This is a genomic window from Amycolatopsis sp. NPDC005003, from assembly GCF_053600695.1.
In genome coordinates this window covers 123,866-138,393 of the sequence record NZ_JBSGAI010000018.1, presented here as the reverse complement: position 1 = coordinate 138,393, position 14,528 = coordinate 123,866, and the positions used below count along the sequence as shown (strand labels likewise).

General features: G+C 68.3%; 12 protein-coding genes, 1 tRNA gene and 1 pseudogene. 8 read left to right on the top strand and 6 right to left on the bottom strand.

Features of this window, described 5'->3' with window-relative positions:
* The first annotated feature begins 64 nt into the window (after nucleotides 1–64).
* Nucleotides 65–137 (top strand) — tRNA-Lys (locus ACWED2_RS22160).
* A gap of 106 nt (nucleotides 138–243) precedes the next feature.
* Here ACWED2_RS22160 and ACWED2_RS22155 read toward each other — a convergent pair.
* From ACWED2_RS22155 to ACWED2_RS22145, 3 genes are all read right to left on the bottom strand, one after another.
* Nucleotides 244–654: a tyrosine-type recombinase/integrase gene (locus tag ACWED2_RS22155; RefSeq protein WP_449692370.1), complete on the bottom strand. Its 411-nt coding sequence runs from the start codon at nucleotides 652–654 to the stop codon at nucleotides 244–246.
* Nucleotides 655–1,026: 372 nt separating this feature from the next.
* Nucleotides 1,027–1,428 carry a hypothetical protein gene (locus ACWED2_RS22150; protein WP_449692369.1) on the bottom strand — a complete coding sequence of 134 codons (402 nt, stop codon included), beginning with the start codon at nucleotides 1,426–1,428 and terminating at the stop codon, nucleotides 1,027–1,029.
* A gap of 58 nt (nucleotides 1,429–1,486) precedes the next feature.
* Nucleotides 1,487–2,011 carry a hypothetical protein gene (locus ACWED2_RS22145; RefSeq protein WP_449692368.1) on the bottom strand — a complete coding sequence of 175 codons (525 nt, stop codon included), beginning with the start codon at nucleotides 2,009–2,011 and terminating at the stop codon, nucleotides 1,487–1,489.
* A 1,177-nt stretch (nucleotides 2,012–3,188) separates the two neighbouring features.
* On the opposite strand from ACWED2_RS22145, the gene ACWED2_RS22140 reads away from it, so the two are divergent.
* The 7 genes and pseudogenes from ACWED2_RS22140 to ACWED2_RS22110 all read left to right on the top strand — a co-directional run bounded on the left by ACWED2_RS22140 (nucleotide 3,189) and on the right by ACWED2_RS22110 (nucleotide 11,869).
* A complete protein-coding gene (locus ACWED2_RS22140) occupies nucleotides 3,189–5,492 on the top strand; it encodes an NB-ARC domain-containing protein (RefSeq protein WP_449692367.1) in 2,304 nt (767 codons plus the stop codon).
* 284 nt (nucleotides 5,493–5,776) lie between these two features.
* Nucleotides 5,777–6,307 (top strand): RNA polymerase sigma factor, encoded by a 531-nt coding sequence (locus ACWED2_RS22135; RefSeq protein ID WP_449692366.1) that lies wholly within the window; start codon nucleotides 5,777–5,779, stop codon nucleotides 6,305–6,307.
* A gap of 43 nt (nucleotides 6,308–6,350) precedes the next feature.
* On the top strand, nucleotides 6,351–7,622 hold the full coding sequence (locus tag ACWED2_RS22130) for an ABC transporter substrate-binding protein (RefSeq protein ID WP_449692365.1): 1,272 nt from the start codon (nucleotides 6,351–6,353) through the stop codon (nucleotides 7,620–7,622).
* Between the two features lie 37 nt (nucleotides 7,623–7,659).
* Nucleotides 7,660–8,331: a hypothetical protein gene (locus tag ACWED2_RS22125; protein ID WP_449692364.1), complete on the top strand. Its 672-nt coding sequence runs from the start codon at nucleotides 7,660–7,662 to the stop codon at nucleotides 8,329–8,331.
* Between the two features lie 109 nt (nucleotides 8,332–8,440).
* A pseudogene (locus ACWED2_RS22120) lies at nucleotides 8,441–9,458 on the top strand (glycoside hydrolase family 3 N-terminal domain-containing protein); the annotation flags it as partial.
* Nucleotides 9,459–9,632: 174 nt separating this feature from the next.
* Nucleotides 9,633–10,691, top strand: a complete 1,059-nt coding sequence (locus ACWED2_RS22115) for a glycoside hydrolase family 3 C-terminal domain-containing protein (RefSeq protein ID WP_449692417.1) — start codon at nucleotides 9,633–9,635, stop codon at nucleotides 10,689–10,691.
* A 113-nt stretch (nucleotides 10,692–10,804) separates the two neighbouring features.
* Complete coding sequence (locus ACWED2_RS22110; protein ID WP_449692363.1) at nucleotides 10,805–11,869, top strand: winged helix DNA-binding domain-containing protein; 1,065 nt, start codon at nucleotides 10,805–10,807, stop codon at nucleotides 11,867–11,869.
* 26 nt (nucleotides 11,870–11,895) lie between these two features.
* On the opposite strand, the gene ACWED2_RS22105 is transcribed toward ACWED2_RS22110, so the two are convergent.
* The 3 genes from ACWED2_RS22105 to ACWED2_RS22095 form a co-directional block, all read right to left on the bottom strand.
* Entirely contained in the window at nucleotides 11,896–12,444 is a 549-nt protein-coding gene (locus ACWED2_RS22105; protein ID WP_449692362.1) for a hypothetical protein, read from the bottom strand.
* The gene (locus tag ACWED2_RS22100) at nucleotides 12,441–13,514 is read right to left on the bottom strand and encodes a TIGR01777 family oxidoreductase (protein ID WP_449692361.1); all 1,074 of its coding nucleotides are present in this window, start codon (nucleotides 13,512–13,514) and stop codon (nucleotides 12,441–12,443) included. Before ACWED2_RS22100 ends, ACWED2_RS22105 begins: the two co-directional genes overlap by 4 nt.
* 107 nt (nucleotides 13,515–13,621) lie before the next feature.
* Nucleotides 13,622–14,473 (bottom strand): MerR family transcriptional regulator, encoded by an 852-nt coding sequence (locus tag ACWED2_RS22095; RefSeq protein ID WP_449692360.1) that lies wholly within the window; start codon nucleotides 14,471–14,473, stop codon nucleotides 13,622–13,624.
* Between the last annotated feature and the right edge of the window lie 55 nt (nucleotides 14,474–14,528).

Here is a 14,528-nt window from a genome sequence, read left to right as displayed (position 1 = left end):
ACGAGCCTCGGAGAGGGGTGCTAATCTTTTCCACGTCGCCAAGGGAAGCCTCCGGCAGACACCGGCGCCATTAGCTCAATTGGCAGAGCAGCTGGCTCTTAACCAGCGGGTTCGGGGTTCGAGTCCCTGATGGCGCACAGTCGGAAAGCGAAGCCCACCAACAGATTCCCTGGATTTCGGGGTTACTGTTGGTGGGCTTTGCTCGTGTGTGCAGCCCGGGCGCAGCCGCCGTGTCGCCCCGATTCAGTGACTTGGTGTCACCATCCGCGCCCGTGGTGACCCGCTGCGCTGCCGGGGCACCACCACCTTGTGAATCTTCGCCCCGCGCTGGTACCCGGCGCGCCGGACGAGCGCCGCCGTCGCGTCCGCCGCCTGCTGCGCCAGGCAGGGCAGGACGCTGGTGTAGGTGTCGGCGGTGAGCACGATGCTGGAATGCCCGAGCAGGGCCTGCACCACCCGCAGCTCGTTCCCGGCTGCGAGCGACAGGGTCGCCGCACCGTGTCGCAGGTCGTGGAACCGGATCGGCGGCAAGCCGGCCTCGTCGACCAGGGCCCGGAAGGTGCGGGAGACGTAGCTCGGGCTCCACGACCGGCCACCGTCATGGGAGAACACCCAATCACCGGCCGGGTCCTCCCGGGCGAGCCGGCGCAGCAAGGCAGTCGTCCCCCGATCCAACGCGACCAGCTGACCTACCAGTCCCAGGGCGCGGAGTAATCCGGTGCCAGCGGACCGGCGCATTCCTGCCTACCTGGGACGAGTGCTCACCGACGAAGGCACACCGATCGGCACATGCTTCAGGTGTCTCCGGGTGTCGTGGTGACGGCGTGGCACGTGCTGAGCGATCTCAGCCGCAGGGCCGAGCATGACACCGTCAACATCGACGCACTCAACGACTCGTCCGAGCCCGCACCGACGCGGGTCGTCCGAGTTGATCCGCTTCATGATTTGACTGTACTGCGGGTGAACGTGCCGTTGCCCGGGTCGCTTGCCGGGTGGTTCGCCACCGACTGGGTGCCGCTCAACGATTCAAACGACTTCCGCCAGAAGCTCTCCACCGTACGAACGAAGTCCTATCATACGCTCGCCTAGTTCAATATTTAAACCACTCAAGTCTCCCATCTCATCGAACAACTCCTCGATTCCCGTAATATTCATTGGCCACACGACACCCTCAGGGAAAACTTTCTCGGACAGATAATCGGATGCCGGCCAAAGGTAATCAGGAATTCCACCTTCTTTTGCAACGCGAACACGCAAAGACCAATCAGTCCACACTGTAAAGGAGACCGTCGGCCCATTATCTAAACTGATTTGCATTTCAGCCAGGCTACCACTTCGATCAACCAACTGACAGATAGAATTCACCGAGAGCCCTACCAGGTTGTTCAGATTCAGGTCACCAGGAGTCGTGTCCGCCAATTTTGTCACCTCAACGATTCTTCAAAGATAGGGTCGCACCTCGCGGTCGATCCACCTTACCGCAACCTCACCTCACCCCGGCTGCCGCCTCCCAGAATTTGTTGACACCCTGCCCCATGCGAAACATAGACACGAACTCGCCGTCAGATTTCGTTAATAGCAAGTCTTTATCCTTTCTGTAGAACCAGTAGCCTTCCCCGCCGCCTCGATTAGGATTCCAGGCGCCCTGTCGAATCTCATCAGGACCGCCACGAACCTCATTAATTCTATTTTCATACCATTGACGTGCTGCAGGGTCACCCGGATCAAGACCATACTCCCTCGCGTGCTTTCCCCATTTTTTGCCAAATTGAGTCCCAATTGTCCCATAAAGCGCCGGCCCCTCAATTCGAGCCGCCTTGGCGCCAACTTCACCCGCCTTCGCGGCTTCCTCGGCAGCCTTACCCAGCTTTCCCATGCCGCCGCCCGGGATAACGGAGACAGCCAGACCTGCGCACGCTTCAGCCTGCCCGGTGGCACATTCGGGGATGTCGGCAAGAAAAAGATCATAGATGAGACCTGTTAATCCCGTGAGTTTCCTCCCAATACGCATTTGTCGTGGGATCCGCCCAGGATGTCACATACCGTCGACTTCCCTGCGGGGCTTTTGTTTGCAAAGTCTGTCGCTTCTTGCCATGTGAATGCACTGGAACCTTCGTAACCAAGAGAATGAAAGTCCGCGAATTGTTGCTTGGACAACCCATGCCCGAGTGTTGGTGTGGCAAGCAGCTCTTCGCGCTGGGAGCGCCGACGCTGTACGGGGGCGCGCTTCCAGTTGGTCTTGACTCCGGCATCGTAGTGATCCGAAATAAATTGGGAAAATTGGTTAGCTTTGAGGCGCCGTCAATCACCTCTTTGACACCGTCGAAATGCCACCAGATGCCATAGAGAACAGTCGATAAAGCGCCTTTCTAACATCCGAATCTCGATCAAGTCGCTCCAATGACGTGAACCTCATCGGAGCGATGTCTACTGTGGCGACGCCGCCCGCATCCTCACCGCTCAAGGCAGAGAAGATCGCCAAGCATCGATAGGCTCGCACGGATCCGTCCCTCTCCTCGCGCATCAGCGACTGCAGAAACACGACATCATCCTTAACCTGGTCACGAAGAGCACTAACCGAACTCCAACGAGCAGAAAAACCTCGCCGCTCCGCATCCAATTGAATTTCGACCAATGTTTCAAAATCAATTCGACACACACGGAATTCCGGATCAGTCGAGCTAATAATTGTCACCTAAGTACTACTCTCCACCGTAGATGTCGATACGAATAGGCGTATTCGGGTCAAGACTGCCGACCTTCCCCAAGCCGCCACCTGGGACCATCGAAGCGGCGAGGCCCACACATGCATCAGTATGTCCTGTCGCGCACTCGGGGATGTCTGCAAGGAAGACATCATAGATAAGCCCGCTAATCCGGTGAGCTTCCCGCCCATTCGACTTGGCCCGCGACGGTGCGGCAGCCGGCGCCGGTCATCGCAGGTCGACATCGCACCACCGCAGACCCACCGCCTCCCCCACGGCGCCCCAGCACGGCGGAAGTGCGGCGCAAAGAACGGATCGGCGACGAAACCGAGAAGGTGGGCTGACTGCTCGGAGGGGCTCGGGAAGTGGGACGACGCCCGCGAGTCCGTCGGCACGGGGGCGATGGTCCTCAGGGACGGCACGGCTCGCGGCCTCGCCCGAATCAGCGGTTCTTCGGCAGAGGTCCGCATATAGTGGCGGACAATGATGGCGAGGAAGCCGAAAAAGAAGCAAAAACAGGGACGCGCCCGCCGGACCGCCAACACCGTGACGGGCGCCGTCCACGGTGTTGCCGTGCAAGCAGGCAAGATCAGCGGGGGCGTCCATGTGCACGCCGCGGCGCGGGGTGGGCGATCCATGCCGCACCGGGTGGGGCTTGTTCCTCCCCGGGCGGGTTGGTTCCAGGACCGTCCGACGGTGGCCCTCGAGGTTTCGTCGCCGCCCGGGGGCGCTGCGGCGCGTACGATCGTCCTCTCGGGGCTCGGAGGCGTCGGCAAGACCCAACTGGCCGTGGAGTACGCCGAAAACCTGTGGGCAGCGGGCGACCTCGATCTTCTGGTCTGGATACCCGCACAGTCTCGTTCTGCCATCATGACCATGTACGCGCGCACCATCCAAGACCTCCTCGGCGAGGAGCGAACCGACGTCCGGCTTGATGCGGAGCGCTTCATCGAGTGGCTGGCAACCACCGGCAAGCGGTGGCTGATCGTGTTCGACGACCTCGTCACCCCGGCAGATCTCCAAGACCTGTGGCCTCCCGTCACCTCGAGCGGACGCGTCGTCGCGACCACTCGGAGACAAGACGCAGCGTTACGCGGACACGGACGTGCACTCGTCAAGGTCGAGGAGTTCACGTCCGCCGAGTCGGTGGCCTACCTTTCCTCGAACTTCGGTGATCGTTCCGCCTTGCTCGACGGCGCCGAAGAGCTGGCCGAAGCGCTGGGAAACCTGCCGCTGGCCCTCAGCCAGGCCGCGGCCTACATGGTCGACCGAAGACTGTCCTGCCGCGGATACCTCGAACGGTTACGCGAAAGAACCACCAGTCTGACGTCACTCCTGCCCGAACCGGAAGCACTTCCGGACGGGTACACCACGGCCGCGGCCGCCACCTGGTCGCTGTCCGTCGAACTGGCGAACAGCCTGACCCCGGCAGGGCTGGCGGAGCCGGTTCTAGTGTTCGCGAGCCTGCTGGACCCCAGCGGCATACCGGTCGATATTTTCCGGGATGAATGCGTCACGCGCTTTCTCAACGGCGAAACCGGCCGCACGATCGGCCCGGACGATGCTGTCGACGCACTGGGCTGCCTTCAGCGGCTCAGTCTCGTCAGCTTCGCCTCCGCCGCGCCCACCTCGCCGGATCGCCAGGTCGTCCGCATCCACGCCCTTGTCCAGCGAGCCACCAGAGAAACCCTGAGCAAGGGCAGGCTCCGGTTCGCGACCATGGCCGCGAGCGCCACCCTCCTGCAGGCGTGGGACGACTGCACCCACGACCAATTCCGGCAGCAGCTGTTCCGATCGAACACGCGTGCACTGCAACTCAACGGCGACAGCTGGATCTGGAACGCCAGCGCCCTGCTCGCACGCGTCGGAGAGAGCCTGTGCGCGAGCAGCCTCCTGGGTGAAGCGGTCGATTACCTCGAATCACTTCACCGCACTTACGTCGAGCGGCTGGGTCACCTCGACGACAACACCCTTTACGTTCACCTCCAGCTCGCCCGTTGCCGCGGATACTCCCGGGACATCGACGGCGCCATCACGGAGTTCAGGAGCTTGGTGGACCACTGCCACCAGGCGTTCGCCCCCGACGACACGCGAACCCTGGCCGCGCGCAACAGCCTGGCCAGGTGGGAGGCAATGGCCGGCCCCAGCGCCGAATCAGTGAAGAAACTGACGGAAATCCTGTCGGACGGTGTTCGAATCATGGGAGCGGAATCACCCGACACCGCGGATATCCACCAAGGACTCGCACTGGTTCGACACTTGTCGGGGGACGCTCCGGGAGCACTACTGGAGGCCGAAGAGTCACTGACAAGACACCTTCAGATCTTCGGACCTGCGGACGAGAGAACCTTGCTGGCCCGAACGCGTCGTGCCGAATATTTGGGCAAGACAGGCAAGACCCTGCTCGCCCTGTCCGAGATGCAGGAACTACTCACGGAATACGTGCAGGTTTTCGGGAACGACCACCTGGACACATTGCGTCTTCGCGTGGACATCGGTCAACTGATGGGCGAATCAGGTCAGCTCGACAACGCGGTCGATTCCATCCAGGCCGTGGTCGACAAGAGCACCGAGCTGTTCGGCGCACACAGCCAGCACACGCTCCATTTTCTCGGCTCCCTGGCTCGGTGGCAGAGCGCATCCGGCGACGTCGAAGGCGTGATCCGAGCATCCGAAGAGCTGGTCAAGGGGCACACCAAGCTCCACGGGAAGGATGCCGAACTCACCCGGCAAGCTCGGATCCTCCTGGAGCTCGCCAAAGACAGGGTGCGGAAATCCGGCGACTGACGCAGACCTCTTGCAAGTCCTGAACACGCGACAAAAAGAAGACAAATTCGTGCCACCGCAATAATCGTCAACGGATTGATTGTTGACCGTTGAAATAAACATCCCCCGAACGGGTGATATCTGTCGCGATGACGTGATCGGACCGTCTTCTTGGGCATGAGCGTCGACGCTACCGATCAGGAATCGCCTGTGAAGCGCATGGCCGACAGGTGCACTTTCAGTCCGCTGCAATTCCGGACCGTCAGCTGCCAGCCCGGCCAGCGGCTCATCGAAGGCGAGTGAGTGTGACCAGTGATTCGGAAACCGTGCCCGCCGGACAAAGGAGGCCCGATCTCACCGAACTCCTCCACCTCGTCGGCCCGCAGGTCGAGCGATACGCCCGGGCCCACACCCGGCGGCTGGACGCGGCCGACGTCGTCGGCGAGACCGTCCTGCGGCTCGGAACGCACCTGAGCCGCAACCCCGGTGCCGGGTCGGCGGACCTGGTCCCGGTGGCGTTGACGATCGCCCGCAACCTCCTGATCGACCACTCGCGAGCCAGCCGTCGCGAGGTACTGCTGCCCGCGGAGGACCTGATCACCGTCCAGGCCCTCCGGGAAGAGGACTTCGCGGACCGGCGCGCCGAGATCGTCGATGCCCTCGACGCGCTCCACGCGCTGCCCGGCGACCTGCGCGAGGTCGTGACGCTGGCGTGCCTGAACGAACGGTCGTTGCCGGAAGTCGCGCAGATCCTGGGCATCAGTCTCCGGATGGCCCAGCGCCGCTACAAGAAAGGTCGGGAAAGGCTCCGGCGTGCCCTCGGGACGCACAGCTGAGCTCGAGGGAGCAATGGACAACACGAACAAGGGAGCGGGGAGCATGGTTGTCGGATGGTTCGGCCGACGGGCCGTCGAGATCGACGAAGTCGAACTCGACCGGCGCCTGGCGGATCTTCGTCGCGCGCTGAGCTGCGCGCCTGCGGGCCACGGCGGCGCCGGACCCGACCACGCCGGGCGACGACGCCGGCCCGGCCGGCCACTGCTCGCCATCACCGGCGACGGCGCGGACGCGCGGCGTTCCTGCGCCATCCCGGCGGCGCTGCAGTTGGTGCGGTCGCGGCAGGCTGACGGGCTCGCGCCCGATTTCGCGGTGGGCCCCGGGCGGGCCCGCCGCAAGCGCCGGCAGCAAGCTGCCGCGGTGGTGCTGGTGGTCCTGCTCGCGCTGACCGCGGTCGTGGGCTTTTACTGGTACCGCGGGTCCGCGCAGCCTGCGGAGCCGCCGCCGCTCGCGCCGCCGGTGACGGTCCGGGTGGGCGTGCTGCCGTTCGTCGACGTCACGGCGTTCTACCGGTCCGTCGACCAGGGGTACTTCCGCAAGGTGGGTCTGAACGTCCAGGTGGTCACCGTGGCCAGCGGCCCGGAGGCGGTACGGGGGCTCGGGACCGGCAAGCTCGACGTCGCGTTCAGCAGCTACCCGGGGATGTTCATGGCGCAGGCCGGCCACGCCGCCGACCTGAAGATCATCGCGCCGGCCTACGTCGCCAAGCCCGGCCACCTCATGCTCGTCGGCGCACCGAACCGCTCCTTCGTCCGGCCCGACCAGGCCGCGCACAAGCGGATCGGGGTCACCAGCCGCGGATCGATTTCGGACCTGCTCGCGATCTCGGAGATGCGGCAGGCCGGCGGCGATCCGGACGGCGTCACCTGGGTCACCATGGACATGCGAGCGATGGTGCCGGCGATGCAGCGCGGCGAGCTCGACGGCGCCGTCCTCGCCGAACCGTTCGTCACGATGGCCGACGAAGCCGGCGCCGTTCAGCTGCTCGACCTCGGACTCGACCTCAACTTCGAGATCGCCATGTCCGGCTGGGTGATCCCGGCGAGCTCCGCCGCGAGCCGGCCCGACGTGGTCGACGCCTTCCAGCACGCCCTCCGCCGCGGTGTCGCCGACGTCCAGAACCGCGACGTCCGCGAGCAGATCTTCCAGCAGTACCTCGGTATCGACGCCAGGACGGCCCGGGAGGTCCGGGTCGGCCGCTTCCCCGCCCACCTGGACCTCGGCGACCTCCAACGCGTCGCCGACCTGATGCTGGCACAGAAAGTGCTGGCCACGCCGTTCCCCGTCGCGACCATGCTCCTGCCGGGATCTTGACCGGCCACCACCCACGCGCCAATCCAGGAGGAACACCATGCCGAACCGAGCGACCCCGGCCCTGCGGAGGAACAGAGAACCGAAGCTGCCCAGCCTCGGTCCCGTCGCGAACGCCGTGCACTACACGATCTTCGCGGTCGATGTGGAAGGCTTCAACGCTCCCGGCCGGACCAACCTGCACCGGCTCATCGTCCGATCGGGACTGTACCGGGCGGTCGAGGACGCACTGGCCGACTCGGGCGTCCGGTGGCGGGCCTGCCACCGGATCGACCTCGGCGACGGGGTACTCGTGCTGGCCCCGGGCGCCTACCCGAAAGCCGTCTTCGGCGAACGGGTACCGCAGGAACTGGCGAAGAACCTTTCCGGGCACAACAGCGCGCACACCGCGGAAGAGCAGATCCGCCTGCGGGTCGCGCTGCACGCAGGCGAGATCACCCGCGACGCGCACGGCTTCACCGGCGCGGCGATCATCCACACGTTCCGGCTCCTCGACTCCCGTGCGGTCAAGGACGCCTTGTCGGTTTCCGACGGGGACATCGCCGTCATCGCGTCGAACTGGTTCTACGAAGAGGTCATCCGCCACATCCGGTGCGGCGATCCCGGGAGCTACACATCGGTGTTCGCCGCGGTCAAGGAGACCACCGCACGCGCTTGGATACACCTCCCGGCCGTTCGATCAGCTCACCTCACAGATCGACGGACACCATGATCGTCCGCGGCCAACCGGTGGCCTCCTCGGTGCGGGGCTAGGCTGGGCAAGCCTGACCGATCAAAGGAGTTCGCCACCGGTTTCTTCGTCGCGTGGAAGGGTCCCCGCCATGTCGCTGCAGGAAAGTCACGGAACTTCGGCCGCCGGTGGGGTGAACCGGCGGATGGTGCTCGCCGGGCTCGCCGGCGGGGTTGCCGCCGCCGGGGTGGGCGGCCCCTCGGTGGCGCAGGGGGCTCCCGCCGGGCCGCCCGAGCGGGATCGGCGCGTGGAGGCGCTGCTCGCCAAGATGACGCCGGCCGAGAAGATCGGCCAGCTCCAGCTCGTCGGTGACGAGACCGCCGCCCGCGCCGCGCTGGCCGATGGCCGCCTCGGGGGTGTCTTCTCCGTTGTCGGTGCGGCGAAACTCAATGCCCTGCAACGCATCGCCGTCGAGCGGACCCGGCTGAAGATCCCGCTCGTCTTCGGCCTCGACGTCATCCACGGGTACACCACCAACTTCCCGATCCCGCTCGCCCAGGGCGAGCTTCGACCCCGCTGTCGCCGGCACCGACGCCGCGGTCTCCGCCGGGGAAGCACGCCGCAGCGGCATCCACTGGACCTACGCGCCGATGATGGACGTCACCCACGAACCGCGGTGGGGACGGATCGCCGAAGGGTACGGCGAGGACCCTTACCTCGCGACGCGGTTCGCCGTCGCGAAGGTGCGGGGCTACCAGGGGGACGACTACTCCGCGCCGGATCGGGTTGCCGCCTGTGCCAAGCACTTCGTCGCCTACGGTGGTGCCGAAGGCGGGCGGGACTACAACACCGTGGACGTCTCGCTGCAGCGGCTGCACAACCTCTACCTGCCGCCGTTCAAGGCCAGCGTCGAAGCGGGCGTCGCGACCGTCATGGCGAGCTTCAACACCATCAGCGGCGTTCCGGCCCACGGCAACGGCTACGTCCTGCACGACCTCCTCAAGGGCGCCTACGGCTTCCGCGGGTTCGTCGTCAGCGACTACACCGGCATCGAGGAACTGATCCTGCACGGCCTGGCCGGCGACGGCGCGGACGCCGCGGCGGCCGCGCTGCCCGCCGGTGTCGACATGGAGATGGTCAGCACGAATTACGCCCGCTTCGCCGAACGGCTGCTGGCCGAACGCCGGATCACCCGCGACCAGATCGACGACGCCGTCCGCCGGATCCTGCTCGTCAAGTTCCGGCTGGGCCTGTTCGAGCGCCCGTACGTCGACGAAGCCACCGAAGTGAAAGCGCCTTCACCGGCCGCGCTGGCCGCCTCGCGGCAGGCCGCCGCGCGGTGCATGGTGCTGCTCGAGAACGACGGCGTGCTGCCGCTGGCGAAGACCACCGGCTCGGTCGCCGTCGTCGGGCCGCTCGGCGCGGCGACCTACGACCTCAACGGCACCTGGGCGGGCCTGGGCACCGGTGCCTGGACGACGCCGCCGGTGACCGTCGTCGACGGGATCAAGGCCGCGGTGCCCGGCGCCGCCGTGAGCTACACCCCCGGCTGCACCGTCGACGGGACCGACACCGGCGGGTTCGCCGCCGCGCAGCAGGCGGCACGCGCCGCCGACGTGACGGTCGTGGTGGTCGGCGAGACCGCCGCGATGAGCGGCGAGGCCGCGGCCCGCAGCACCATCGACCTGCCCGGCGTGCAGCAGCAGCTGGTGGCCGCGATCAAGGAGACCGGGAAACCGTTCGTGGTCGTGCTCGTCAACGGCCGCCCGCTGACCATCCCGTACCTGCACGAGAACGCCCCCGCCGTCCTCGAAGCGTGGGCCCCGGGCGTGCAGGGCGGCCACGCGATCGCGGACGTCCTGTTCGGCGTGGTCAACCCGGGCGGCAAGCTGCCGGTGAGCTTCCCGCGCGCGGTCGGCCAGATCCCCGTCTACTACAACCACGAGAACACCGGGCGCCCCGCCGACCCGGCCAACAAGTACACGTCCAAGTACCTGGACCTGGCGAGCGGGCCGCTCTACGAGTTCGGCCACGGCCTGTCGTACACGACGTTCCGCGTCGACGGCCTGCGGCTTTCGGGCACCCGCCTGCCGGCCCGCGGCGGCCGGATCGACGTCGGCGCCACCGTGACCAACACCGGCGGCCGCGCGGGCGACGAGGTCGTCCAGCTCTACCTGCGCGACCCGGTCGCGAGCATCGTGCAGCCGGTGCGGCGGCTGCGTGGCTTCCAGCGGGTGACCCTGGCCGCGGGCGCGTCGACGACGGTTTCGTTCACCCTCACCCCGGACGACGTCGGCTTCTACGACAACACCGCCCGGTTCCGCGTCGAGCCGGGCGAGATCGAGGTCTACGTCGGCACCAGCTCGGCCGCCACGCTCTCGGCGAGCTTCACCGTGGTCTGACCGCCGTTCAGGTCAGGTACCGGCCTGAATGGTGGCTACCGTTCTCCTCGACCGCCGGACCGGACTGAGGGGAGCCCCACGATGATCGCGCGCGACGTTCCGGACCGGCTCCGGTGACCACGTTGTCCTTCCGGGCCTTGAACCGGGCCCTGCTGCAGCGGCAGTTCCTGCTGTCGCGAACCGGCGAGAGCCCGCTGGCCGTGGTCGGGCGGCTGGTCGCGATGCAGGCGCAGGAGCCGAACTGGCCGTTCGTCGGCCTGTGGAGCCGGATCCGGGACTTCGACCACACCGGGCTCACGTCGCTGCTGGAGAGCGGCCAGGTGGTGCGCTCGGGCCTGTTGCGCAGCACCCAGCACCTCGCCGCGGCCGACGACTTCCGGCGGTTCCGGCCGCTCCTGCAACCGGTGCTCGACCGCACCGCGGGCGCGGCCTACTTCAGCCGCAACAACGCCGGCTTGGCCACCGCCGAGCTCGTCGCGGCGGGCCGGCGGATCCTCGGCGACCGGGCGACGCCCCGCAAGGAGCTCGCCCGGCGGCTGGCCGAGCGCTACCCCGGCCGCGACGGCCGGATCCTCGGCGGCGAGGTGGAGATGCGGTCCGCGATGATCCACGACCCGGCCACCGCCGGCTGGGGTGCCTGGGGCACGCGGTCGTCGGTTTCGGTCACCGCCGTCGAGGTCGGCGAGGCGGCGAGCGCACGGGAGCTGGTCCGCCGGTACCTCGCCGCGTTCGGCCCGGCCGGCGTCAAGGACGTGCAGGCGTGGAGCGGGCTGACCCGGCTGGGCGAGGTCGTCGAGAGCATGCGCGCCGAACTGCGCCACCACCGGGACCCGCACGGCCGGGAGCTGGTCGACCTGGCCGATGCCCCGCTGCCCGAGCCCGACACCCCGGCTCCCGTGCGGTTGCTGCCCGGCTTCGACAACGCCCTGCTCGGCCACGCCGACCGGACGCGGATCATCTCCGCCGAAGACCGCAAGCGGATCATGCCCGGCTGCGCGCTGGTCCGGCCCGCGTTCCTGGTCGACGGCCGGGTGCACGGCAGCTGGGAGCTGTCCGGCGGGCAGCTGCGGCTGACGCCGTTCCGCCCACTGGCGGACGGCGACCGGGCCGACGTCGAGGCCGAAGCCCGGCGCCTGCTGCCGTTCGTGGGCGCGGAAACGGTGGCCTTCACGGCCTGAGCCGGGAGCCGGCCGCGGCGAGCACGCTAAGCCGACGCGGTGACCGATGGCCGCCGGGCGCGGCTTTCTTGCCGGGATCGGACAGTCGCTTGCGGACGGTGCCACGGTGTCCGGCCCCACGGCTTGGCGATCGACACCCAAGTCAGGAACAGGAACGCCACCAGGTTCAGCGCGGCGCCGTACGCGAGCCGTCCGCCGGCCGGGCTCGGCCGGCCGCCGGCCGCCATGCTCTCCTCGACCCAGACGCCCAGTCCGTACGTGCTGTACAGGATCACCGCGGCGGTCAGCACCAGCTTCACCAGCACCCACCAGTGGCGCGCGATCCCCCACTTCGTGACCACGCACAGCACGACGCCGCCGACGAGGCTGGTGAACGCCGCGGGGATCACCACGAGCACGTCGATCCGGTCGACCATCAGGTAGCACACGCTCCGCACGTCCGGCCGGTCCGTGTACCGGGCCGTCATGGCCAGCACGACGTTGGCCGCGCCGGCCCCCATCCAGCCGACCGACACCACCACGTGCACGAACACCAGCAGCTGCCGCAGGCGTTTCCCCGCCGTCCACCGCTTCACGCCGGGCCGCCCGCGGTGGCGACGGCCGGTTCGGCCGCGGCGCCGAGCAGGTGACCGAGTGCGTCGGACAGGTGGCGGTGGCGGAACTCGTGGCCGGCTCCGGTCAGCCGCCGGGGTGCCACGCGCTGGTCGGCGAGCGCGAGTTCGCGGCTGCCGTCCTGGCCGAGGAGCAGCCGAGGGCCGGCCGGCGGGGCCTCCGGCAGCGTCGGCCGCCCGAGCACCCGCCCGAGCGTGCGCGTGTATTCGGCGTTGCGCACCGGCTCCGGGCTCACCGCGTTGACCGGTCCACTGAGGACGGAGTCGGTCAGTGCGCGCAGGTAGACGTCGGCCAGGTCGTCGAGACCGAGCCACGGCATCCACCGCGCTCCGGTGCCGAGCGGGGCGCCCAGCCCGGCGGCGAACAGCGGGTACTGCAGCCGCAGCAGGCCGCCGTGCGGGCTCAGCACCAGGCCGGTGCGCACCCGGACCACCCGGAGCCCGGCCGCCGCCGCCGGTTCGGTCGCCGCTTCCCAGCCGGCGACGACGTCGGCGAGAAACCCTTGGCCGCGTTCGCTTTCCTCGGTGAAGACGACGTCACCGCGGCCCGGCCCGTAGTAGCCGACGGCGGACGCCGAGACGAACACCTTCGGCCCGTCGGCGGTGCGCGCGGCCAGGTCCGCGAGCGCCCGCGTCGGCGCGATCCGGCTGTCGCGCACGGCTCGCCGGTGGCCGTCGTCGAACGGGCCGGCGAGCGGGGCGCCCGCCAGGTGCACCACCGCGTCGACGCCGGTGAGCAGGTCCGCAGCGGGTTCGCCCGGGTGCCACGTCCGCTCGCCGGGCGTCTCGGCGGGCCGCCGCACCAGCCGGACGACCCGGTGCCCGCCGGTGGCCAGCAGGGCGGTCAGCGCCGTCCCGACGAGTCCGCTCGCCCCGGTCACCGCGACCGTCAGCGGATCGTGCCGGTACCGCCGGTGCGCGGCGAGGTCGGCGGCCAGCCGGTGGTCCCGGTAGGCGGACAGCGAGCGCGAAAACGCTTCGGGCGCCGAGGTTCCGGCGTGGCCGGCGACCACCGGGCGAACGTCCCTGGCCACGATCACCTCTCGATGCACAGACGATGCATTGTCGCAGCAAAGCCTAAAAGAATGATCGTCATCGCGCTCGCCGAAATCGGCCCGGCGCGATTCAAATGCGATTCAAATCAGCCGCCCAGCGCCGCCAAGGCGTCTTCGAACGACGGCGGCAGTGGCTCGCCGACGGTGGGCAGGCCGCGCCAGCCCGGGCCGGCCGGGCGCACCGGAATGCCCTCGGTGTGCAGGGTGTGCAGCGTCCGCACGTCCGCGGACGGCGACGTCATCGACCACACCACCACGGCGCTGGGCGCGTACCGGCCGGCCACCACCCGCAGGACGTCGATCGGCACCAGGCCGCTGAGGTACATCGCCGGGGCGCCGGTGTCGCCGAGGGCCGCGCTGAGCATCTTGATCGGCAGTTCGTGCCGCTCGGCCGGCCCGCAGACGAACAGCGCGGGGCCCCGGCCGGCCCGGGCGGGCGCGGACGTCCGCAGCCGGTCCAGTGCCGTCGATGCCGCGGCGGCCAGCGCCCATTCCGCGGCCATCGCGGTGCGGTCGCCCGCTTTCGCCCAGCGTTCCCCGATGGCCCGCAGGACGGGTGCGACGACCTCGGTCCACGACGTCGCCACGCCCAGGGTCGCGAGCGCGTCGTCGACCAGGCTGCCCATGGTGGCCACGTCGAGCAGTTCGGCGGCCTCGGCGATCCGCTGCCGCCGCCGGCCGGCCGTGGTCTCCGCCGCCGACCGGGACAGCACCAGCTCGGCGGCTTCGCGCGCCCGCGTGCCCTGCGCCTGCAGCGCCCGCATCCGCCGCAGCCGCTCGACGTCTTCGGGCGTGTACCGGCGGCGGCCGTTCTCCTCGCGTTCCGACGCGCCGATGCCGTACCGCTGCTCCCACGTCCGCAGCGTCACCTGCGAGACGCCGAGAGCGCGGGCGACCTCGTGCGAACCGAGCGACCGCCCCTCGGGTGTGCTGCTCACTGGGTCTCCCGGGCACCGGCTGAACGGGTTTTGCATCACGGTACCCGTTCAGCCG

Bases quoted from the DNA above. Each gene is read 5' to 3' on its own strand.
- ACWED2_RS22145 (WP_449692368.1), bottom strand. From the start codon at position 2,011: ATGCGTATTGGGAGGAAACTCACGGGATTAACAGGTCTCATCTATGAT.
- ACWED2_RS22140 (WP_449692367.1), top strand. From the start codon at position 3,189: ATGATGGCGAGGAAGCCGAAAAAGAAGCAAAAACAGGGACGCGCCCGC.
- ACWED2_RS22130 (WP_449692365.1), top strand. From the start codon at position 6,351: ATGGTTGTCGGATGGTTCGGCCGACGGGCCGTCGAGATCGACGAAGTC.
- ACWED2_RS22125 (WP_449692364.1), top strand. From the start codon at position 7,660: ATGCCGAACCGAGCGACCCCGGCCCTGCGGAGGAACAGAGAACCGAAG.
- ACWED2_RS22115 (WP_449692417.1), top strand. From the start codon at position 9,633: ATGGTGCTGCTCGAGAACGACGGCGTGCTGCCGCTGGCGAAGACCACC.